The sequence below is a fragment of the Streptomyces sp. NPDC055243 genome, from assembly GCF_044544025.1.
Classification (GTDB): domain Bacteria; phylum Actinomycetota; class Actinomycetes; order Streptomycetales; family Streptomycetaceae; genus Streptomyces.
Genome location: NZ_JBITWR010000001.1, coordinates 774,492 through 797,016 on the forward strand (window position 1 = coordinate 774,492; position 22,525 = coordinate 797,016).

Here is a 22,525-nt window from a genome sequence, read left to right on the forward strand (position 1 = left end):
CGCGGCACGAAGGAATCAGGAAGATGATCTACAAGGACAGACTGGCCATACCCGGTCCGACCCCGCTGCCGCCCGCGGTCATCGCGGCGGCGACGCATCCCATGGTCGACGAGCGCACCGTGGACTTCGCACGCATATTCACACGCATCATCGACGGGCTCAGGCAGGTGCTCGGTACCACGGGGGACGTGCTGGTCTTCACGTCAAGCACCACCGGTGCGTTCGAGAGCGCGGTGCAAAACCTCTTCAGTCCAGGGGAAAAGGTACTCGTGGTGGACAACGGTGCCTTTGGAAGGCGCTGGGTGGAGCTGTGCCGCGCTTACGGCCTCGAGACGGTCGTGCTCGACGTCGCACCGGGTTGCGAGCCGGACCCTGCCGTCGTCGAAGCCTGTCTGGAGGCCGACTCGCAGATCGTCGCGGCGATCGTCGTGCACTGCGAGACCTCCACAGGCGTCGTCACCGACCTTGAGGCCTTCGGGCGAGCGACTCGCGACGTGCTGACGATAGTGGACTCGGCCTCCGGGGTCGGCGGCTGCGAAATGCAGGCCGACGCGTGGGGGTTGGACGTCGTGGTCAGCGGGACTCAGAAGGCGCTGATGGCGCCGCCAGGGGTCTCTTTCGTCTCGGTCAGTGAGCGCGCCTGGCGCCGGCACGCCGAGGCCAGGCACATGCGGTACTACTTCGACTGGACGATCACGCGTGACAGCCTGAACCACTCCATCCCGCGTACCCCCTGGACGCCGGCGATCGGCGTGCTGCTCCAGTTGTCCGCGGCGCTCGAACAGGTACTCGCCGAAGGCATGGAGCGGCGCCAGCGGCGGCATGCGGAGCTCGGCCGGATGGCCAGAGCGGGCTTGCGCGGCCTCGGACTCCGGCTGCTGACCCCAGAAGTGGCGCGCAACGGCATCGTGACGGCCGCGTTCACACCACCCGGAGTGGGCGCGCAATCTCTCGTCGATGCGGTGGTCGAGCACACAGGCGTCCAACTGACCACCGGCAACGGAGAACTGGCCGACCACGTCGTGCGGATCGGTCACTGCGGCCACGTCGACCCGCTCGACCTGGTCACCGCGCTGGCCGCACTCGAGACCGGGTTCGCGGCCCTCGGCGCCCCGGTGCTGCCGGGCAGTGGCGTCACACCCGTTGTGAAGCTGATGGCAGAGCAGGTTGACGTCCCCGCAGGCCCCTTGACGTCGATGTCGTCCAACCCTGAGGAGTCCGCTGCGTGAACGCCGACGTTCGATCAGCGCGCAACGACGCGCCGAAGCTCATCCCGAGCCTGCTCGAGCAGCACTCCAGGGTGACGCCGCACGCCCCCGCCACCGAGGATGCACAGCGGGCGCTGACCTACGCCGAACTCGCCGCCGAAGCCGAGCACATGGCGGCGCGCCTGGCGGAGGCGGGAGTGCTTCCCGGAGATCGCGTCGGCGTCATGATGCGTCACTCCGTCGACCTGCTTGTCGCGATGCTCGGCGTGCTGCGTGCGAGAGCGGCCTACGTGCCCATCGACCCGGACTACCCCGACCAGCGCAAGAGTTTCCTCGCGGCGGACTCCGGTATCAAGATTCTCATCGTGGACGGAGCGCATGAGGGGCCGACCAGCTTGCCCGTCACGACGCTTGCGCCGGACCGAGGGCGCTTGGCTCCCCGTCCGGGCGCCCCCGCGGCCGCGCCGGAGGATCTGGCCTGCGTGATCTACACCTCGGGTTCCACCGGAGCACCCAAAGGCGTCATGATCACCCATCTCGGCCTGGCGAATCTCGCAGCCGCCGCGAGTGCCGAGTTCGGCATGGGGCCGCGTGATCGCTACCTGATGCTGGCCGCCTCGGCGTTCTCCGCCTCACTCGAGGAGCTGTTCCCCCCACTCGTGCAGGGCGGGACAAGCGTGTTCCCGGCCGACCGGGTCGCGCTCTCCCCGGTGGAGGCCCTGCTCGACTTCCTCACCGCGCGTGGCGTCACGCTGCTGGAGATGCAGACCGCGCACTGGCACCTGCTGGTTCACCACCTCGTGGACACCGGCGGGGCGCTGCCCCCATCGCTGCGCCTGGTCGTCATGGGAGGAGACCGCGCCATGCCCGAAGCCGTCCAGCAGTGGAACCGCTTCCGCCTTCCGCTGGTGCACGTCTACGGGCCGACCGAGACCACTGCGACCGCGGCGTACTGGAGCGTGCCGCCCGGACAGACACCCAAGGACGGGGTGCTGTCCATAGGCGACGCCATCGCCGGAACCCGCATGTTCGTCGTCGACGAGCGGCTCGAACTCGTTCCGGCGGATACCGAGGGCGAGCTGCTCATCGGTGGTGACTCGCTGGCACGCGGTTACCTGGGCAGGCCCGACGTCACCGCGGAGAAGTTCGTCGCCGACCGCTACTCGGGGATTCCGGGGGCCAGGTTGTACCGCACCGGCGATCGGGTACGCCGTCTTCCCGACGGTCGGCTGCAATTCCTCGGACGCAGCGACCAGCAAGTCAAGGTGCGTGGTTATCGCGTCGAACCGGGCGAGATCGAGGCTGCGCTCGACCGGCACCCAGCGGTGCGTCAAGCCCTGGTCACGACTGGTCGGGACGCGTCGGGTGAGCAGCGTCTGATCGGCTACGTGACTGCTGACCGGGACACGGTGAGCGTCGGTGAGCTGCGTTCCTTCCTCGCCGACGAACTGCCGACCCATCTGATCCCCTCAGCGCTGATCCGGCTGGAGGAGTTCCCGCTGACGACGCATCGGAAGATCGACCACGCGATGCTTCCGCAGCCGCCGAAGCGCCGACCCGACCTGCCCACAGAGTTCGTACCGCCGGCAGGTGAGATCGAGCGGCGCATCGGCGCCGCCGCGGCGGAGCTCCTGGGACTCGACGAGATCGGTGTGCTCGACAACCTGCTTGAGCTGGGCGGGGATTCGCTGTTCATGTTGCGGCTGATCAGCTGGATCCGCAAACACTTGGGCATCAGCCTCGGTCCGCGCGAGGTCTTCGACGCGTATTCGGTACGTGGAGTGGCAGCGCTGGCCGACGTGAAGGCGGACGTCACGGCGGTGGGTACGCCGGGCAGTGGCTGGTGACCATGCTTCCCGACCTACCAGTGGCAGTGCTTCCGCAGCCGGCGCCCGCCGATCTCATGACAGCGCTGCATGCTTCAGGCGTTCGACCAGTACCGCTGGGCCGGGCTCAGGGCTTGATCTGGACCGGCGAGCAGCCCTCGGTGCTGGCAGCCGCACTTCAGAGCGCGCCGTCGGTGCGCTGGGTTCAGCTGGCGAGCACCGGCGTCGAAAGCTACCTGCCGCTCATGGATCAGCGGATCCGCTGGAGCCGGGCCGTGGGCGTCCAGTCCGAGCTGGTGGCGGAACACGCCCTCATGCTCGCGCTGACCGTGCTGCGTCAGGGCACTGCCTCCGTGAGGGCCGGCGCGTGGCTGCCGCGCCCCGCCATCGGGCTGACGAACGCCGAGGTCCTTGTGGTGGGCGGCGGCGGGGTTGCCCGGGCACTGCTCGCACTGCTGCGCCCGTTCAAGGTCCGCCCCAAGGTGGTGTGCCGCAGCGGCGCCCCGATGGCGGGCGCCGAGGTCGGCACTCCCGATCGCCTCGACGCATGGCTGCCCGAGGCCCGTGTGGTCTTCCTCGCGGCGCCGCTGACCGCGGACACGGCCGGGCTGATCGACGCAGTCAGACTCAGGTCCATGCGTCGGGACGCGTGCCTGGTGAACGTGGCGCGCGGCGGGCTCGTCATCACAGATGACCTCGTTCGTGCGCTGACCTCCGGGTGGATCGCCGGCGCGGGCCTGGACGTCACCGACCCCGAGCCGCTTCCTCCGGAGCACCCGCTGTGGTCCCTTCCCACCTGTGTGATCACCGCGCACTGCGCGGGCGATATGGACCACGCAATCGGACCCTTCGTCGACCTGGTCCGGCGCAACATTCGTCGACTGGCGAACGGCCTCGAGCCGATCGGCCTGGTCGACCGGGACCTCGGTTACTAGCCGACTGTCAGGAAGAGCGGATCACGATGACCGAGTCAACCACCACTCCGAAGGCCCCGCACCCGACCGGAGCACCCATGGGCAACCGACAGACCGAGAGGATCTCCCTCCTGCAGGAGCAGATCTGGATTGCCGAACAACTCGCCCCGGGCCGCAGCGTTTACGGAATACCCATGGTGATCCGACTGCGTGGCGCGTTGGACACGGAACTCGCCGCGCGCTGCGTGACCGAGATCGTGCGCCGGCATGAGGTGCTGCGCTCCCGGGTGGGCGAGGAAAACGGTGAGCTGTACCTCGTCACAGATCCGCCGCAACCCTTCGCGCTGCCTGTGTTCGACTTTCGCTCCCGCCCCGACGAGTGGCGTGTGTTCGTCGAGACCGCCGCTCGCGAGCCCTTCGACCTCGTGCACGGCCCGCTGCTGCGGGCTGCTGCGCTACGTCTCGAGGATGACGCCTACGCGATTTTCCTCAACATGCACCACATCGTTGCGGACGGCTGGTCGCTGCGTCTGTTCTGGACCGAGTTCGCCGCGCTCTACACCGCATGGCACGCGGGCGATGAGCCCGATCTGCCCGACCTCACGCTGCAGTACCGCGACTTCGCGGCCGAACAGCGGCGCCTCACCGAGGACGGCGGGTACGGCGACGCGCTCGACGCGTGGGCCCGGGAACTGGCCGGTGCGACGACGACCCTTGCACTGCCGGTCGATCACAGTGCAGGAGCGTCCCGGGAGTACCGGGGGGACGAGTTCACGACAGTGGTGCCGGAGCAGCTTCGGGCCGATGCGTACGCCTGCGCCAAGCGGCTCGGGGTCACGCCGTTCGCGATGCTCGGCGGTGTCTGGGGCGTGCTGCTGGCCCGCTACACCCGTCAGGACGACCTGTTGATCGGAACGCCTCTGGCCGGCCGGACCCGGCCCGAGTACCAGTCGCTCATCGGGCTGTTCGCCAACACCATGCCGTTGCGACTGCGGCTGGACGCGGACGTTTCCTTCGCCTCGCTGGTCCGCGAACTCCAGCTGAGTACTTTCGACGCGCTCTCCTCGCAAGACGCGCCTTTCACCGAGCTTGTCAAACGGGTCGACTCCAAACGCACCTCGCAGGAGACCCCGCTCTTCCAGACGGCGTACTCCTTCGAGCAGTCCACGGAGTTCGAGGCCACGCTGCCGGGCTGCGCGGTGACGGAGCTGTACGAGTTGTCCAATGGCGGGGCCCGGCTCCGTCTCGGTCTCGGCGCTGTGGACGCGCTGGGGGAGCTGAGCCTTCAGTTCGAATACGACAGTGCGCTGTTCGACCCGGGCACCATCGAGGCCATGGCCGAGAGCTACCTGGCGCTGCTCGGCGAGGCCGCGTCCCATCCCGAGTTCCCACTGGGAGCGCTTCGCACGTCGACCGACGCCGCGCCCGATCGGGAGCTGACCGGTCGGCCCGTGCCGGGGGACGAGCCGGCCACCCTGCACGCGCTGTTCGAGCGACGGGTCCGACAGAGCCCGGATGCGCCGGCGATCGAGCGTGAAGACGGTACTCAGGTCAGTTACGCACAGCTCAACAGCCAGGCCAACCGGCTCGCGCGGCATCTGCGTCAGCTGGGTCTTCGCACGGGCGAGCGGGTGGCGCTCGCCTTGCCCCATGGCTCCTCCTGGCCGTCCGCCGTGCTCGCCGTGCTGAAGGCGGGCGGGGCCTACGTCCCTGTGGCTCCGGACGCGCCCGGCAGCCGCAAGACCCACGTCCTCGCCGAGACCGCGCCCCGCTTGGTGCTCACGGTCGTGGACCTTGCCGAGGACTTTGCCGGGGCCCAGCACGTGCTCGCCCTCGACGACCCAGCGGTTGTTTCCTCGATCGAGGCCCAGACCGGTGAAGATCTCGAGGACATCGCTGTGACAGGCCGTCAGGTTGCTTATGTCCCGTTCACCTCCGGCTCGACGGGAGTGCCCAAGGGCACCCTCGTCACCCATGTCAACCTGACTGCGTTCACCCGTGCCGCGGTGGACACGTTCGATCTGGGCCCGGAAGACAGGATGCTGCAGCTCGCCGCGATGACCTTCGACGTACATGTCGAGGAGCTCTTCCCCACCTGGCTGGCCGGTGGCTGCGTCGTCTATTTCGACGGCGTGCTCGGCCGGACCAGCCAGGAGAAACTGCTGCACCTCCTCGGAGAGCGCGAGGTCACCATATGTGAGCTGCCCACCGCCTACTGGATCGAAGTAGTGCGCCTGATCGACCCGGCTGTTGTCCCCATTCCGCAAACCTTGCGGCGAGTGCTGGTCGGCGGCGAACGCGCGCCACTCGAGGTCTACCAGCGCTGGTTGGACTTCGGCATTCCGCTCACCAACGTCTATGGGCTCACCGAAACGGCGGTGACCAGCACGACCTACCAGCCTGGTGCTGACTTCGACCGCGAGGCGCTGCCGATCGGACGACCGATGCCGCACGCCGCCGTCTACGTGCTCGACGCATTGCTCGCACCGGTTGGACGCGGCGTGACAGGGGAGATCTACCTGGCCGGCCCCGGCGTCTGTGACGGCTTGCTCAACCGGCCCGAGCAGACCGCCGAGCGCTTCTTGGCGGACCCCTTCGCGGCCGAGCCGGGCGCACGTATGTATCGCACCGGTGACCAAGGCCGATGGACTACCGACGGTGACCTCGAATTTCTCGGCCGCGTGGACCGCCAGCTCAAACTGCGCGGCCATCGGGTCGAGCTCGCCGAGATCGAATCGGTACTCGACGGCCACCCGGACGTGGCGCGCAGCCTGGTCGTGCCTCGGCGCACCGAGGCCGATGAAGCGACCGAGCTTGAGCTGATCGCGTTCCTGATCGGTGCGTACGCCGACGAGGCAGCAGTCGCGGCGTACGTTCGTACCCAGCTTCCCCCACACCTGGTTCCGGCTCAGTTCTCAGTAGTTGAACGGTTCCCGCTCACCTCGCACGGCAAGGTTGACCAAGCAGCCTTGCTCGCGCTGCAGAGCCGCGAGCGTGTCGTCCCCGAGGAAGCGCAGGGCAGCGAGCTCGAAGTCAAGGTCGCGGAGATCTACTGTGCGGTACTCAAAGTACCGACGATCGACCTGCGGACGGACATCTTCGCGCTGGGTTTCCACTCGCTGGCCGCGCTGCGGCTCGTTTCCCGTCTCAAGAGTGTGTTCACGGTGCAAGTTCCGATGGTCGAGTTCTTCGTGGACTCCTCAGTCACCAACGCCGCCCGACTGATCGTGGCGGCGGGGGCCGACCAACCAGTCGGCTGACTGCGCCATGGGCGCATACGGCCGACGCTCTGCACCCGACTATGCAACTTCGGGCCACCGCCGCCTGGCTGTGCTGCACTCGTGTCGGTGAATCTGCCAGTAGAGGAGTTCATGTGGGGTGCACCCGCTCGTGGAGTAGCTGGCCTACCAGAGCGAACCGCTTAATCGCGGTGACCGAAATGGCGCCAAGGGATTGGGGGTGGTCAAGGTGGTCAAAGACCGTCCGCGGAGGCTGTCCGCGAACTTTGCGCACCTGACATGCACCCAGTGCACTGCGAGCGGGCTGGTATCCGACAGGTGAAAGTGCAAGTCAGCAATGGCCGTGGCCCGGTGACTTTTACCTTCGGACTGTCGTCCCAAAGGGCCGCACGGCCACCTTGCGGAGGTGGGAGAGAAGCGTGAGCTCGCCGCTGCTATGGCGGAACTCGATGTGATCCAGGGTGAGTTGGCGCGTCGCGTGAACGCAGCCGGCAACCTCTTCACCTGGGAGCGTGTTGATTCCGTATCCAAGCTCTCCTGCAGCGAAAAGGTGGTCGGCGAGGGAATCGGCAACAAAGGCGTGGGGTTTCGCAGCGTGCTGCAGATCAGTGCCGAACCCGAGATTTACAGCGCTAGGCCCGATGGCGGCACCCCCGCCGAGCTGGACGGCTATTGCTTCCGCTTCGCCACGCCCGACGACCTGAGCCTGCTGCTGGGCGACGCCGAGCTGGTGAGCCGGGCGACCGACGAGTTCCCGCCGTTCCAGCTCCCGTTCCCGGTCTCCGTGGTCCCCGAGAGCTGCGCGACGCTGGCCCTGGCCGGCCATGTCACCGTGATCCGGCCTCCCTTGCGCAGCGAGATTGCACGCGGTGAGGTACGTCGGCGGATTGATGAGCTGGCTGGCTCAGGCGCTCCCGCCATGCTGTTCCTGGACCGTCTTGCGCGTCTGATGCTGGAATGCCGTACGGGTGACGTGCTCGAACGGACCGAACGCATCCCGATCGTCCTCGACCACCTTGTGCAGTGCTTCTTCGCGTGGCGCCGACACGACACCTTGCCCGAGCCGGCTCAGGCAGACACCTTGCCCGAGCCGGCTCAGGCATGCGAGGCGGCCCGTGAGTCGTGGATGCTCCGGCCGGACGAGCAAGGCCGCCCCTGAACGTATGCGGCCCCCTCCGGTCTCGTGCCTCCGCTGCGGCTACCCAGGGGGCGATGCACGATCGGAGCCGGGACGCCGCCGATGGGGGCATACCCCGCCGATGTCGACCTCGACGACGAGACATCGCTCGCTGAGCAGTGCAGCCCACCCGTCCACGTCGGCGGCCGAGAATAGGCCTAGTCGCACCGCTGAGGCGCATTTACCGTGCGCCTATGGATGAGCTGCGCACACGCAAGTGCGAGCGGTGGTTCCGCGCCGCCGACGTCGACGGCGACAGCGCGATAACGCGGCAGGACGTCGTCACGATGAGCGAACGCTACGTCCAGGCCAGGGGCATCGCCCCCGACTCCCCTCAGGCACGGCAGATGTACGAGACCATGCACGGGTTCTGGGAGTCCGTGATCGCCCCCGCCGACGCCGACAAGGACGACAGGGTGACCTTGGCGGAAGTCACACAGGCGTTCGCCGCCACCTTCACCGATCGCGCCCACTACCCCGAGGAGCTCGCGCCGGTCGCCGACCGCTTCTTCGACCTCGCCGACGGCGACAGCGACGGCGCGATCAGCCGCACCGAGTTCACACACATCTTCGGAAGCACCGGACGGGCCGCCGACGACGAGTGCGCCGAGGTGTTCAACGCGCTCGACCTCGACGTCTCCGGATCCCTCTCGCGGGCCGAATATCACAAAGCCGTCTCCGAGTTCTTCTACGGAGACGATCCCGGCTCGCCGGCCAACCACATCTTCGGCCGTCTCACATAAGGGAATTGGGCCGACTCCCTCACACACATCGAAACCTGGGGTTCCGACGGAACCCAGGGCGCGCCGGCTCCAGGTTCCAAGGTTGGGCCGACCACCTTCAGCGCCCAGCATGTATTCGCCGTAGCATCTGCCGACTGCATCCACTACATGTGCCTGACCAGCAGAAACGCGGGAGGCAGGTCTGCGCCACGGTAAGCAGGCAGGACATGAGAGCCCTGACCAACCATCCCGTTCAAGGAGGCCACCATGGCGCAGGACAGCACCGAGCAGAAGTTCACCTTCCTGTTCACCTGGTTCGACCGCACTGGCGACGGCTACCTCACCCGCGATGACTTCCAGCAGATCGGCGAGGTGTTCGCCGCGGTGGCGCCGGACGAGAGCAACAAGAGCGCGCTGCGCGAGGCCTTCATGCTCTGGTGGGACGTCCTGGGCGAGGCCGGCGCCCCTGATGCTCAGGGCCGCGTCGGGCGCCAACAGTTCATCACCGCCATGCGCTCCCATGTCGCCGCCGATGCCCAGACCGTCGAACGCCTGGTGACGCCCATCATCGACGCCCTCATGCGCGCCCTGGACACCGACAAGAGCGGCATGCTCACCGCTGATGAGTACGTCCGCATGTACGAGGCCCTCGGTATCGACCCGGCCACCTCCAGCGCGGCCTTCCAACGACTCGACCGCAACGGCAGCGGCACCATCACCCACGACGAATTCCGCACCGCCATCGAGGAGTTCTACCTCAGCACCGACACCGAGGCACCCGGCAACTGGCTGCTAGGCTCGCCACTGCCGAGCAGCTGATTGGTCCCGATCAGCACCCAAGCACCCATCTTCATGCCGCTGCGGTGGCCGTGCCGGATCGCCGCGTACAGCTCGACCTTCGATACCTACGGCATGACCAGGACCTTTCACCAGCCACATCCCGCTGCTGCCCTGACCAAGGAACCTGTTGACTCGGGCAGTTCCCAGTAGACGTGCCGCCGCGGGTCCGCACTGTTCAACACCCGGAATCCACGAACCCGTTCGCTTCCGTCTTCGACATCCTCCAGCTCCGCGACGAAGTATTGCTCAAGCGCCCCCTGCGGGAGCGCCGGGCACTCCTGGAGTACTGTTCGCGCGCAGTGCGCTTACGGCGCCGTGGACACTGTGCTCGGCTATCACCGGTCCCGGTCAGGCGAGGCAGTGACTGGTCTGGCCTGGGCCGCCATCGGCGTCGAGGGCGCGTCAGGAACACGTCTAGGCCCGCAGTTGCATTCCAGCCGATCATGTCCCACGCTGAGCCAGATCCGGGATGCCCTGGGGGCGCCGCAAATGGTGCGGCCCTCGTCCATGTCTCCGTTGGCGGCACGTATCCGCACCCAGACGTGAGCGATCGATACCCGACACTCCGCACGCTGCTTCCAGCTTGCCGAGCCTGGGGCAATCGGGGTGCGGACGCCGGGCGAGGTCGCCAGAGACCCGCCTCTTCGGACGGCGCCGAGAGTGCTCTCGGTGAACTACGCCCTCGACAAGGGACCACACGCGCGCCTATCGCGTGGCAATTGCGCAACCCCGCTCGCCCGGACAAGCGACTGTGGCGACTCTGTGGACCCTGGCTGTAAGCCCAACGGCAGAGGCGCCGGTGACTCACGAGGTGCCGGTCGGCGGGGGCGCTGGACTAGGTATGCCCTAGAAGTGTCTGCGGCCATTGTCTGCGCCGCTGTAGTCGTCGGTCGAGTGTGCGCCCCACCCGGGTTCCGCACCGGCAGTCAGTGGCAGGAGATGCCGGAGGGCGGACGTGGAGACGTGCGCAGAGGAATTAGCATGCGCCGAACGGGGACGCGGGGTGCGGTGCGGGTTCGCCAAGCTCGTGACGTGAGGCTCGAAGTGCCGGGCAGTGGAGCGCAGTTGGCGCGAGCGCGACCGTCGCCGCTTACGTGGCGGAGGTCACCGCAAAGGCGAGGCGGCCGGGTCGATGGCGCGACTGACGCCGGGTCGCGCACGGCGGAGGTCCCGTGCCGCCAGGGCGATCATCACGGCGGGGATGAGGATGTCGTTGGCCAGGATGCCGCCCGTGTTTCCGGCGGCGTGGTCGCCGTGGGCGAGCCACTGGTAGACGTGGCCGATCGCCGCTCCCCACAGGAACGCGGCGGCCGCGAGCCCGCTCGTGAGGCGTTCACGGGGTGACGCGGACGCGCCGCGGAAGCCCAGCAGGGCGAGGCCGAGGTTGGCAAAGGCGATCTCGAACTGGAACGGCGAGTGGGCGAAGCCGATCGTGTCGGCCATGCCGTCCGGGAACGCCAGGAACGAGAGCGTGATCCACAGGCTTCCGATGCCGAGGGCGCCGACGGACCACCAGCGCTGCCAGACCTCCGCCGCGGGCCTGCCGGGGTTGCGGCGGCAGCTCAGCAGTGACCCGAGGGCGGGCACCAGCATGAAGAGGAGCGGGAACGTGGTCTGAACCGCGTACGGGAGAGTGTCCATGCATTGAGTGTTGCATGGTTAATATTAACCATGCAAGTATCCGGTAGGGTGGGGCTCATGGACGAAGGACTGGCAGAGCTTCTGTACCGCGTGGTCATGCTGATGGGCGAGGCGGCCCGGCGCCGCTCCGGCCCCGAACAGCGCCTATCCCCAAGCCAGTTGCGACTGCTTGGCACCCTTGAGGAGATCCAGCCCGCCACCCAGCACCAGCTCGCCGAGGCGCTGAACCTGTCCGACCCGGCCATCAGCCGCGCGCTGCGCCCGCTGGAGGGGGAGGGGCACGTGACGATCAGCGTCGACCCCGCCCACCGGCGCCGGCGCCTGGTCTCCCTCACCCCGATGGGCCAGGCCGCCTTCCTCGCCGAGGGAAAGCCCCTCGAGGAAGAACTCCGCACAGCCCTCCTGAAGGCCGGCTTCCCCTATGAGCGCTATCTGGCAGACACCCTTCGGCTCGCCGCCCTACTGACACCCACTGAACCCCGGCGCAGATCCGCACCCCTCAACGAACGCTCGTGACGCCGAAGCGGCCACAGAGGGCGAGGCCGAGCGCCCCTCGCCAACCCCATGCTCTTGGCCGCCTCGACCTGGGCTGCCGCGATCTGCTCCTTGGTGGACTCGATGGCATCCGCCCCCCCCAGGGCGCGTCAGCAGGTCCGCGAGAGCCTGCTTGTGAGCAGGGTGCGTGATCGGTACGGCGTCGAGGGCGGTGTTTATCAGCCAGTCGAACAGCGCGATGGCGTCAGAACGCGACAGGCGGAGCTCGACGCTTGGCGTCGCCCTCAAGGGAACCCGGATTCCATGCGGGCATCTTGCCAGGTCAGCGGGCCACACCCAGGACCTGATCCGGCACCGGCAGTGCGAGAGCGCACGAAGTCGGAGACCGACCCACCCGCAGACCCAGGCCGCCGCAGAAAGACCCGATCATCGAACCCGTGGTCGACGACGTGGTGCACGTAGTCGTCTTTCAGGAGGCACGACGCGGTCGTTGTCCAGCTTGTGTGCGTCGTCAGGGTAGGGGTCGGCGGGGCCGCCTGGTCCGCCTGGTCCGCTACTGGCCCGGGAGAATTCGCTCGAGTCGCCCATCGTGGCGCGAGGTGCTGAGGTGCTGAGGTGCTGAGGTGCTGAGGTGATCGCGGGGGAGCGGCGTACGTGTAGAGGTTGCCTGGAGCGGAACGGAGCCTCCAGGCAACCGACTTGAGGCTCTAGAAGAACCCAAGCTTCTGAGGGCTGTATGAACAAAGAATGTTCTTCGTCTGCTGGTAGTGCTCCAGCATCATCTTGTGGGTCTCGCGCCCGATCCCGGACTGCTTGTAGCCACCGAACGCCGCGTGTGCGGGGTACGCGTGGTAACAGTTCGTCCAGACCCGGCCCGCCTGGATCGCGCGGCCCGCCCGGTAGGCGGTGTTCATGTCGCGCGTCCACACTCCGGCGCCCAGGCCGTACAGCGTGTCGTTCGCCGTCTTGATGGCGTCGTCGAAGTCGCTGAACGACGCGACCGAGACGACCGGGCCGAAGATCTCCTCCTGGAAGATCCGCATGCGGTTGTCGCCCTCGAAGATCGTCGGCTGGACGTAGTAGCCACCGGCCAACTCGCCGTCGTACGTGATGCGCTGGCCGCCCGTCAGGACCTTCGCGCCCTCCTGCTGGCCGATGTCCAGGTAGGAGAGGATCTTCTCCAGCTGGTCGTTGGAGGCCTGGGCGCCGATCATCGTGTCGGTGTCCAGCGGGTGCCCCGGCACGATCTGCTCCGTGCGGGCGACCGCCGCTTCCATGAACTCGCTGTAGTGACCCCGCTGGACCAGGGCACGCGACGGGCAGGTACAGACCTCGCCGTTGTTGAGGGCGAACATCGTGAAGCCCTCGAGTGCCTTGTCGCGGAAGTCGTCGTTGGCGGCCCACACGTCGTCGAAGAAGATGTTCGGCGACTTCCCGCCCAGCTCCAACGTCACCGGCTTGATGTTCTCCGAGGCGTACTGCATGATCAGCCGCCCCGTCGTGGTCTCACCGGTGAAGGCGACCTTGGCGACGCGCGCGCTGGAGGCGAGGGGCTTGCCCGCCTCGACCCCGAAGCCGTTGATGATGTTGACGACACCCGGCGGCAGCAGGTCGGACACCAGGCTCATCCAGTAGTGGATGGAGGCCGGGGTCTGCTCGGCGGGCTTGAGGACCACCGCGTTGCCCGCCGCGAGGGCCGGCGCGAGCTTCCATGTCGCCATCAGAATGGGGAAGTTCCACGGGATGATCTGCGCGACGACGCCCAACGGCTCATGGAAGTGGTACGCGATGGTGTCCTCGTCCACCTCGCTGAGCGACCCCTCCTGGGCGCGGAGGACCCCCGCGAAGTAGCGGAAGTGGTCGATGGCGAGCGGGATGTCGGCGGCCAGCGTCTCGCGTACCGGCTTGCCGTTCTCCCAGCTCTCGGCAACCGCGAGGCTCTCGAGGTTCGCCTCCATCCGGTCGGCGATCTTCCGCAGGACGTCCGCGCGGTCGGTGGGGGAGGTGCGGCCCCAGGCCGGTGCGGCGGCGTGCGCCGCGTCCAGGGCGCGCTCCACGTCCTCGGCCGTACCGCGGGCGATCTCGGTGAACGGCTGCCCGTTGATCGGGCTCGGGTTCTCGAAGTACTGGCCGCGGGCGGGCGGGACGTACTCGCCGCCGATGAAATGGTCGTAGCGGGCCTCGTAGGAGACAACTGCTCCGTCGGTACCGGGCGCTGCGTAACGGGTCATCTTGGTGGCCTCCCGGGGAAGGCTGCCCGCCGTTGGGCAGCTCTCGCCCGGAGAGTAGGAGCGCGGACGTTGCAGGTACGTTGCGGGAGCTGATCGGCGGTGGCTGATCGGAGGTTCGCAGGGGGCGGGTTCGGTCAATCTCGTCTGCGCCTGCCCCCCCGGGCGCCTGCGCCGGCACGCCGAGTTCGGCCCACACGCGTCGACCAGCAGCCCACCCGGCGGGTTCAGCTCGCCTACCCCGCGTCAGTCAGCTCCGCGTCCAGCTCGCGCAGCCGGGCCAGCACCGGCGGGGTCGCCCGTACCTGCGCCAGCGCCCGCCACACCACCAGGTCGTCCTCGCCCCACGGGGTGTGCGCCCAGTCGGCCAGGAGGTCGGGGTCGCGGCGAGCGATGAGCGCCGCCCGCAACTGATCGGCCAGCCTGCGCCGCAGCCGCGCCACGGCAGGTGCCTGCGAAGCGGGCAGGAGCGGACCCGCGTACGCGGCGGCGGCCGCGGCGACCGCCCCCGAACCGAGCCGCCGCTCGACGGCGTCGACGTCCGACTCGACGGGCAGCGCGAGCCGGTATGGGCGTGATCGCAGCAACTCCGGCCCCAGCAGTCGCCGCAGCCGGGCCAGCTCGGCCCGCAGCGTCACCGGGGTCACCGACTCGTCCTCGTACAGCGCGCACAGCAGCTCGTCGCCGGTCAGCCCCTCCGGGTGGCGGGCGAGCAGGACGAGGATCTCGCTGTGCCTACGGCTCAGCCGCACCTTGCGACCGCCGGTCAGGAGCAGCGCCTCATCACGGCCGAGCGCGGTGAGACCCACCGTGTCCCTGGTCTCCACCGGTGGCGACAGCAGGGCCAGTTGGGACTCCGCCGCCCGGGCGACCGCCTGCACGAAGGCCAGACTGTGCGGATGCGCGAGCCCGTCGCCCCCGGTGATGTCCACCGCCCCGAGCAGCCGCCCGGTCCGCGGATCGTGCACCGGCGCCGCCGCGCACGTCCACGGCTGGACGCGCCGGATGAAGTGCTCGGCGGCGAACACCTGTACCGGCCGGTCCAACGCCACCGCCGTGCCCGGAGCATTCGTGCCCATCGCGGACTCCGCCCACCGAGCGCCCGGCACGAAGTTCATCCGTCCCGCCTTCTGCCGGGTCGCGGAGTGGCCCTCGACCCAGAGCAGCCTGCCGTGCGCGTCGCACACCGCGAGGAGATGCTCGCCGTCCATCGCGAACGTGCCCATCAGCTCACGGAACAGCGGCATCACCCCGGCAAGCGGATGCTCGGCCCGATACGAACCGAGGTCCCCGTCGGTGAGTTCCACCGCCGCGCCGGTGTCCTCCGGGCTGACCCTGGCCCTGGCCGAACGGCGCCACGAGTCGGCCACGACGGAACGCACCGGTCGCGTGACCGTCCCCGCCTCGGTGAACCTCTCATGGGCACGCCGCAGCACCCGCACCCGCTCGGCCGGATCGGCACCGGCCTCCAGGGCCACCCATGGTTCGGTCAATTCGGCCTCCCGGGACGGCGATGCGGTGCTGCCATCGTCACCCCGTGAGCGTGCCCGAACAAGCGCCCCGACAAGCGCCCGGACACGCGCCACGGGATGAGGAGGCCGATGTCAGGTGGAATTGACCAGGCGGATGTAGCGCGTCCAGTCCCAGTGCGGCCCCGGATCGGTGTGGTTGCTCCCGGGCACTTCGACGTGCCCGATGATGTGCTTGCGGTCCTTGGGGATGCCGTACGTATCGCAGATGGCCGAGGTCAGCAGCGCCGACTGCTCGTACATCGCGTCGGTGAAGTACTCGGGCTGATCCACCCATCCTTCGTGCTCGATTCCGACGCTGCGGGTGTTGTAGTTCCAGTTGCCGGCGTGCCAGCCGACGTTCCGTTCGCGGACGCACTGGGCGATGTGGCCGTCCTGAGAGCGGACCACATAGTGGGCCGACACCTTCTTCGCCGAGTTCTGGAAGATGGCGAGCGTGTCGGCGTAGGTCTCCTGGGTGACGTGGACGATCACGTAGTCGACGGGGTAGGTGCTGGGGCGGTTGGCGGCCGTGTAGTTGGAGGTACTTGCCGGGACCCACTCGGCGAGCGGATAGTCGACCGCCCGAGGCCCGGCCGTGGCCCGGGTGGCGGGGAGGAGCGCGGCAGGGAGGGCGGCGAGGGCCGCTCCCTGCAACAGCCTGCGCCTGCTGGGGAATCGTCTTGCTCGATCCATGGCTGGCCTGCCTCTCGGTGGGGGGAACAGCTGGAGTTCTCAGTGGGGCAGCACCTTGGCCGTCTCGCGCAGCCGCGCGTGCAGCCCCCGGTGAGTTTCGCGCGCGGGCAGCCACTCCTTGCGGATCTTGGCCACGCACGTGTAGTTGGTGTCGCAGACGTTGGCGAGCGGCGACTCGACGGTCTGCGTCGCGAACTGGTAGGCGTCGAGCTCGCTGAAGCCGTAGTCCCGCACCAGCCACTGCACCAGGTCGAGTTGGGATATTCGGAACGCGTTCTCAAGGGGGCGTGCCGAGCCGGTGGAGATGATGTGGGTGTCGGACTCCAGGCGCGGCCAGGGCGTTGCGATCCCCTTCAGGAGTTCGACGATCACGACTGTGTTCATGGCGCATTCGACGGCGACTCCGCAGGTCTCTCCCTCGCCCTGCCGCGCGTGTCCGTCGCCCAGGCTGAGGAGAGCGCCCTCCACATTCACCCCCAGGTAGCAGGTGACCCCGGCTCGCATCTCGGGGGTGTCCATGTTGCCCCCGTGCGCGTCGGGCACGAGCGCTGAGCGCACCTCCAGATTGGCCGGTGCGACGCCGACCGTGCCGTGCATCGGGTCCATCGGCAGCGCGATCTCGAAGTCGCCGTCATGTGCGCTGAACTGTGCGGTGCGCCGGTCCCGGTCGAGTTGCCATATCCAGACGGTCTCGGGCAGCGGCGGCTGGAGCGATGCGGTGGTGTGGGTGGAGGTGAGCGCCCCGAAGAGAGGGACCGTGGTGGACGCCGCCCAGTCGCGGGCCGGTTCGATCGACACGAAGTGCACGGCGACGGTGTCGCCCGGCTCCGCGCCCTCGACATGGAAGGGACCGGTCTGCGGATTCAGGAACGGGAACTGGCAGACCTCGGACACCAGGTCCTTCTCGGAGCGCACATTCCCCGCGAAGCAGTCCTCCGTGTACAGGTCGAGGACCGTGCCGGGAGCGATCCGTGCCACGGGTGGCGCACCGCCGAACGTCCAGGCGAACTCACCCGGTTCGGGGCGCACGGTCAAGATCCGAGGCTGGTTCATGGCAGGCTGCTCCGCTCTGTCTCTTTGTCGCTGTGTGGGGAACTTGGGGAACCTTGTGCGGCCCGCAGACCCCGTGCGCAGCCCAGGATGGATTGCCCCCGACACCTGAATCCCCCGATCCGCGTGGACACGAAACCGCCGCCAGAGCGATGGTGTCCCGCCTCAAATACGTTACGGCGAGGGCTGGTTGAGCCGGAAGGGTGTGAACTGAATCTGTGTACAGCACCGTGAATGTGGATAACGCGGCCACCCTGAAGGGGACCGGGGCCCTTGAGGTGCGCACGCGCATGAACGCCCGCGCATGAGCGATCCGTACGCAGCCGCAGCCGCAGCCGCAGCCGCATTCGCATGTGCAGCCTGAGCAGCCTCAGCCCAACGCAGCCGCCCCCACAGCAGCCTGCTCCTCGGCCCGGGCGCGGGCGGCCGCAGCCTGGCCCGTGTCTCCGAGCCGGTCGGCCAGCCTGGCACGAGCTCGCCAGTTGTACGGGCAGATGGGACGCAGGTTGACGCGTTCGCTGAGCAGGGTGCGCGCCAGATCGTGCCGGCCGGAGCGGATGGCTGCTTCCACCAGCGTGCGCTGGATGGCGTCGCGCTGTGCGTGGCTGCCGCCGAAGGAGTTGAGGTGGTAGCGGATCGGGGCGAGCAGCTCGACCACGCGGTCGTACTGCCGCTGCCGATAGGCGATGAGGGCGCGGCACACCGGGATACCGATTTCGCGAGTCATCGCGTGGTTGGACACGGCGGGGTCGGTTCGGACGAGCCATTGCTCGCGGTCCTTCACCAGCCGTTCGGCGTCGGAGAGCCGCCCGGCCCCCGCGTACGCCATCACGGCATGGACGTCGTTGAAGGCGTAATAGGCGCCGTCCTCGCGCCCCGCCCATGCCTGGGCGAGCGCCGCCCAGCGTCCCTCGACGTCGATGTCGGTGAGGAGCAGCCGCCACAACAGGGCGGAGGCGTCCAGGAGTTCCATGGCGACCGCCTGCGACGCCTCGTTGTGGAGGGTGTTGTCGTAGACGCCGAGGACGCGCTCGATGCTCCCCGCCTCCAGCGCGTACAGGGCGTAGTGCCATGCGTTGTGCACGGAGAGATAGTTGCCGTCGGCCCAGTCTTCGGTCCGGGCGTCCAGATAGCGGATCCCCTCGCCGAACAGTCCCCGCATCTCGTACGTGTGGACGACCGCATGGATGCCCCACACGTCCCGCGGATGACGTTCGACCGCCCGCACTCCGATCTCCTCGGCGTGTCCGTAGTGCCCGGCCTCTTCAAGCCCGAAGGCGTACATCCCCAGCAGCGGGCCGAAGTGCGGATCGTCGCCGTCCCACGCGGAGAGCGCGCCGCCGACCCGGTCGCGCAGCCGCTGCGCATCGCCCGTGAAGAAGTCGATCTGGTGGCCGACGGCCAAGGCGAGGGCGTCGCGTGGGAACTCGGTGCTGACCTCGCCGAGGATCGCGCCGGCGCGCAGCATGTCCCCGTCCAGCCATGCCTCGGCAGCCGCCGCGTGCATCCTCTCGCGCGGCGAGAGCCCGGCAAGATCGACCGCGCCCCGGAACGCGCCGAAGGACCGCCGGGCCTTGGCCGCCTCCTTCTCCTCGGTACCGAGGAGAAGGAGATAGGCGCTGAAGACGTGTGCCATTACGGAATCAGGAGACGCGGCCACCATCGCCTGCGCCTCGTCGGCGACCTCCGCACGGAAGAACAACAGCGCGTCGAGCGCCCGCTCGTAGTGGCGTGCGGCTTCGCCGCTGGTGCCACTCAGGACGTGGGCCTGCCGGTCCATCTCCATCGCTGTCCCCTCGTCCGTCGGCTCTGTCCGCTCTGTCCAGTCTCGCGATTCTGCCCGCGCGACACGAGCGCGACGCTCGGTTCACCGGAACGACATATTGCCGCGATGCGCCCCGGCAGTTCGAGGCCCTGGGATCGTCACGGCGGCCGTGCCCGCGTGACCACCAGGACCAGCACAAGAGTGGCCGTCAGATGCACGGCAAGACAGCCCAGCAGGACCGGACCCGGGGAATGGCGGTCGATGAGTCGTCCGCGCAGGGGAGCGGTGACACCTTGGCCGATCGCCAAGCCGCTCACCGCAAGGCCTGCCGTGCCGTAGGAATGGTCCCGGCCGACCAGGAGCAGCAGGCTCAGGCCGGCCATGCTGGGCGGCAGTTTCGACGCCATGCCGATCGTGGCTAGGCGCCAGAAGCCGGGTACGTCCGCCAGGACCCGGTAGCTGGAGAGGAATCGACGCTGTGCGGCATCGGCTGGTTCGGTGAGGTGGGCGGCGCGGATCGATCTCGGCCGGCTCACTACCGGGGCATTCGGGCGCGCAGGGCTCGTACGGCCCAGTCCAGCACCGGCGCCAGACTCTCCGGCGCCGGCCACCCGTTGATCACCGCGAGCAACGTCAGATAGCGGTCCCTGCGGGGGTCGTCCATGGTCTCCAGGCGAGTCACCAGGCGTCGGCGGAGGGCGGTGTCATCGGGCAGTCCGAGGATGTGCGCGTAGTGCGCCGAGAGGCTCGCGACGACGGGCTCGGCTTCGGGCGATGCCGGATCGGTGCCTGCGTCCAGGGCCGGGGTGACCTGGGTGCGCACGGCAGCGGCGAGGACGCGTGGCAGGCCTGTGACGTCGTCCGGGGCGCGGTCGGCCGCCAGATCCCTGGCCATGCCCTGCATGGTGGAGCGGAACCCCGAATCCTGAAACAGCTCGGCCAGCTCCACCCATGCCTCGACCTGCTCGGCCTCGGGGGTGTCGGGCAGTTCCGGAGTGAGGGAGCGGGTGACCGCAGCGAAGGCGGGGTGGTCGCGGAGACCATCGAAAACAGTGCCCAGGAAGTCGTCGATCAGACGTCGGCGTTCGTCCTCGGAGAGCTTGGCCAGCTTGTGCATGAGATCCAACTCCTCAGGTGTGGACCCGCGCTTGGCCACCGCTGTCAGAACCGCGCGCCGCAGGCGCAGCACATGGATCTGCACTTCCAGCGCCTCTGCGTGCGCCGCGGCGACCTCGGGCAGCGAGACCTCCCGGTCCACCACCTTCCGGATGGTGGCGAGGTCAAGCCCCAGATCGCGAAGGGTGCGTACGAGATCGAGGCGGGCGACGGCATCGGCGCCGTACAGGCGGTAGCCGGCCGGGCTGCGGTCGGCGGGCGGCACGATCCCCGCGTCGGAGTAGAACCGGACGGTTTTGACCGTCAGTCCGGTCCGCCGCGCCAGATCACCGATCGAGTAGAGCGTGTCGCCGTTCATGCCCCTACCTTCACGTCTCCCCCTACTGGAGACTCAAGCCCCACCACCCACGGGGACGGGTCACAGGACCTATGACGCATCCATGGGCTTCAGCGCAGTGAGCAGATGCCGGATCGCGGGGGACAGCGGCCCTGGCCGCACGGCAAGGCTGACGGCCGATCGCGCGCCGAGGAGCGGCCGGAAGGCGACGCGGCGGGCCGAGGGGAGCCCGCCCACGAGGTCGAAGACCGTCCACGAGTCCGCGCCGCTCGCGGAGTCCGCGGCGATCGCCGCCAGAGTCCCCTGCAAGGTGGTGAAGTGCGGGCCGGTCGGCACGTCGATGCCGGAAGTCCGCAGCAACCCCGTCACCAGGTCATGAAAGGCAGGGTTGCGGTCCCGCGGCGCCAACCGCAGCGGCAGGTCGGCGAGATCGGCCGGTTGAAGACGGGGCAGAGCTGCCAGTGGGTGCGTCACGGGCAGCGCGACGATCAGTGGATCGTCCCAGACCCGCACCGCCGCCAGGCCCGGCAGCAGTCCGTCGCCCCGGACGAGCGCGGCATCCAACTCTCCGCTCCGTAGCGCGTCGATACGCCGCTCGCGAGCTTCCTGGACCAACCGGACCCGAAGCCTCGGCACCCGCTCAGCCAGCACGTCGAGAGCCGGATGCACGCGCTCCGCGAACGCCCGGGCGGTGCCCAGCCGCAGCACGCCCTCCCCACCGGAGACGATCTCGGCGGCCACATGGCTCACGTGAGCAGCGGCCGCGAGCGCGGCCCGCGCCTCCGGCAGCAGCCGCTCCCCGGCCGCCGTCAGACCCACTCGACGGGTGGTCCGGTCGAAGACGCGTACACCCAACTCCCGCTCGAGACGGGCGATCTGTTGGCTCACCGAGGCCTGCACGACGTGCAGCCGCCCGGCCGCCCGGCCGAAGCCGCCCTCGTCGACGACTGCCACGAAGTACTCGAGCTGCCGAAGCTCCACAGCCGTCGCCCCTCCCGTGTCCGGTGCCCATGTCCGTTCCGCACTTCACGCATTCATCAGCGCAAGTGATCACTGCCTTCATGAACGGCTTCTTGGACGTGCTGTGTTCCCGCGATGGACTGGTCCCTCGCGCACGCCCACCACAGAGCTCGAAGGAGTACGGCATGCCCCGCAATCCGCAAGCCCTGATCGTCCACGAACTAGACGCGGAGGAAGTGCCGCTGCCTGGGGGCGGCCGGTTCCGTTTGCTGGAGGACAGCCGGGCGACCGGCGGACTCCTGGGCGCCAACCGGCTCGTCCTGCCCGCCGGTTCCGACGGCACGCGTCCGCACCACCACCGCCTGTCCACAGAGATCTTCTACGTGCTCGACGGCACGATGGAGTTCCTTCTCGACGGCACCCTGACGGGGGTGGGCAAGGGCGGTCTGATCGTGGTGCCGCCCGGCACAGTGCACGCCTTCGGAGCGTCGGGCGACGGCTCGGCGGAGTTTTTCGCCGTGCTCACTCCGGGGATCGAACGGTTCGGCTACTTCCGGCAGCTGGGGCGCATTGCGCGGGGTGAGGCGGGGTGGGACAGCATGGACGAGCTCCATGACAGGTACGACGTGCATTTCGTCGGGGGACCGCAATGGCGCTGACAGGAAGGCGGCCGCAACGCGGCGGCATGCAAGGAGGCGGCTACAACGCGGCGGCGCACAAGGAAGCGGCCCACAAGGAAGCGGCCCACAAGGAAGCGGCCCACCAGGAGGCGGCCCACAAGGAAGCGGCCCACCAGGAGGCGG

The 22,525-nt window shown here is 68.6% G+C and carries 18 protein-coding genes; 9 read left to right on the top strand and 9 right to left on the bottom strand.

All coding sequences use genetic code 11. The features are described from left to right. Positions 1 to 23: 23 nt before the first annotated feature. The 7 genes from ACIGXX_RS03355 (at position 24) to ACIGXX_RS03385 (ending at position 9,905) form a co-directional block, all read left to right on the top strand. Complete coding sequence (locus tag ACIGXX_RS03355) at positions 24 to 1,229, top strand: alanine--glyoxylate aminotransferase family protein (RefSeq protein ID WP_351156427.1); 1,206 nt, start codon at positions 24 to 26, stop codon at positions 1,227 to 1,229. Beyond that, a complete protein-coding gene (locus tag ACIGXX_RS03360) occupies positions 1,226 to 3,055 on the top strand; it encodes an amino acid adenylation domain-containing protein (protein WP_399972258.1) in 1,830 nt (609 codons plus the stop codon). Before ACIGXX_RS03355 ends, ACIGXX_RS03360 begins: the two co-directional genes overlap by 4 nt. A 113-nt stretch (positions 3,056 to 3,168) precedes the next feature. Next, positions 3,169 to 3,969 (top strand): NAD(P)-dependent oxidoreductase, encoded by an 801-nt coding sequence (locus ACIGXX_RS03365; RefSeq protein ID WP_399972261.1) that lies wholly within the window; start codon positions 3,169 to 3,171, stop codon positions 3,967 to 3,969. A 77-nt stretch (positions 3,970 to 4,046) separates the two neighbouring features. Then, on the top strand, positions 4,047 to 7,208 hold the full coding sequence (locus ACIGXX_RS03370; RefSeq protein WP_399972264.1) for an amino acid adenylation domain-containing protein: 3,162 nt from the start codon (positions 4,047 to 4,049) through the stop codon (positions 7,206 to 7,208). A gap of 385 nt (positions 7,209 to 7,593) precedes the next feature. Beyond that, positions 7,594 to 8,346 (top strand): hypothetical protein, encoded by a 753-nt coding sequence (locus ACIGXX_RS03375; protein ID WP_399972267.1) that lies wholly within the window; start codon positions 7,594 to 7,596, stop codon positions 8,344 to 8,346. 212 nt (positions 8,347 to 8,558) lie between these two features. Next, on the top strand, positions 8,559 to 9,107 hold the full coding sequence (locus ACIGXX_RS03380) for an EF-hand domain-containing protein (protein WP_399972270.1): 549 nt from the start codon (positions 8,559 to 8,561) through the stop codon (positions 9,105 to 9,107). A gap of 246 nt (positions 9,108 to 9,353) precedes the next feature. After that, the gene (locus tag ACIGXX_RS03385; RefSeq protein WP_399972273.1) at positions 9,354 to 9,905 is read left to right on the top strand and encodes an EF-hand domain-containing protein; all 552 of its coding nucleotides are present in this window, start codon (positions 9,354 to 9,356) and stop codon (positions 9,903 to 9,905) included. A 1,125-nt stretch (positions 9,906 to 11,030) separates the two neighbouring features. On the opposite strand, the gene ACIGXX_RS03390 is transcribed toward ACIGXX_RS03385, so the two are convergent. After that, complete coding sequence (locus ACIGXX_RS03390; RefSeq protein ID WP_366464090.1) at positions 11,031 to 11,567, bottom strand: DUF6790 family protein; 537 nt, start codon at positions 11,565 to 11,567, stop codon at positions 11,031 to 11,033. A 57-nt stretch (positions 11,568 to 11,624) separates the two neighbouring features. On the opposite strand from ACIGXX_RS03390, the gene ACIGXX_RS03395 reads away from it, so the two are divergent. Next, positions 11,625 to 12,083, top strand: coding sequence for a MarR family winged helix-turn-helix transcriptional regulator (locus ACIGXX_RS03395; protein WP_399972276.1), 459 nt, complete (start codon positions 11,625 to 11,627; stop codon positions 12,081 to 12,083). Between the two features lie 686 nt (positions 12,084 to 12,769). Here ACIGXX_RS03395 and ACIGXX_RS03400 read toward each other — a convergent pair. The 8 genes from ACIGXX_RS03400 to ACIGXX_RS03435 all read right to left on the bottom strand — a co-directional run bounded on the left by ACIGXX_RS03400 (position 12,770) and on the right by ACIGXX_RS03435 (position 21,743). Then, positions 12,770 to 14,293 carry an aldehyde dehydrogenase family protein gene (locus ACIGXX_RS03400; RefSeq protein ID WP_399972279.1) on the bottom strand — a complete coding sequence of 508 codons (1,524 nt, stop codon included), beginning with the start codon at positions 14,291 to 14,293 and terminating at the stop codon, positions 12,770 to 12,772. A gap of 233 nt (positions 14,294 to 14,526) precedes the next feature. Beyond that, positions 14,527 to 15,783 (bottom strand): GAF domain-containing protein, encoded by a 1,257-nt coding sequence (locus ACIGXX_RS03405; protein ID WP_399972282.1) that lies wholly within the window; start codon positions 15,781 to 15,783, stop codon positions 14,527 to 14,529. A 111-nt stretch (positions 15,784 to 15,894) separates the two neighbouring features. Then, entirely contained in the window at positions 15,895 to 16,494 is a 600-nt protein-coding gene (locus ACIGXX_RS03410; protein ID WP_399972285.1) for an N-acetylmuramoyl-L-alanine amidase, read from the bottom strand. Positions 16,495 to 16,533: 39 nt separating this feature from the next. After that, positions 16,534 to 17,547 carry an acetamidase/formamidase family protein gene (locus ACIGXX_RS03415; protein ID WP_399972288.1) on the bottom strand — a complete coding sequence of 338 codons (1,014 nt, stop codon included), beginning with the start codon at positions 17,545 to 17,547 and terminating at the stop codon, positions 16,534 to 16,536. Positions 17,548 to 17,914: 367 nt separating this feature from the next. Beyond that, on the bottom strand, positions 17,915 to 19,330 hold the full coding sequence (locus tag ACIGXX_RS03420; protein ID WP_399972291.1) for a tetratricopeptide repeat protein: 1,416 nt from the start codon (positions 19,328 to 19,330) through the stop codon (positions 17,915 to 17,917). Positions 19,331 to 19,467: 137 nt separating this feature from the next. Continuing rightward, positions 19,468 to 19,845: a hypothetical protein gene (locus ACIGXX_RS03425; protein WP_399972294.1), complete on the bottom strand. Its 378-nt coding sequence runs from the start codon at positions 19,843 to 19,845 to the stop codon at positions 19,468 to 19,470. Then, a complete protein-coding gene (locus ACIGXX_RS03430) occupies positions 19,845 to 20,783 on the bottom strand; it encodes a MerR family transcriptional regulator (RefSeq protein ID WP_399972297.1) in 939 nt (312 codons plus the stop codon). The genes ACIGXX_RS03425 and ACIGXX_RS03430 overlap by 1 nt, the downstream gene beginning before the upstream one ends. A gap of 69 nt (positions 20,784 to 20,852) precedes the next feature. Then, the gene (locus ACIGXX_RS03435; protein WP_399972300.1) at positions 20,853 to 21,743 is read right to left on the bottom strand and encodes a LysR family transcriptional regulator; all 891 of its coding nucleotides are present in this window, start codon (positions 21,741 to 21,743) and stop codon (positions 20,853 to 20,855) included. Positions 21,744 to 21,907: 164 nt separating this feature from the next. Between ACIGXX_RS03435 and ACIGXX_RS03440 the strand changes: the two genes are divergently transcribed. Next, a complete protein-coding gene (locus tag ACIGXX_RS03440; protein ID WP_399972303.1) occupies positions 21,908 to 22,381 on the top strand; it encodes a cupin domain-containing protein in 474 nt (157 codons plus the stop codon). The last annotated feature ends 144 nt before the right edge of the window (positions 22,382 to 22,525 follow it).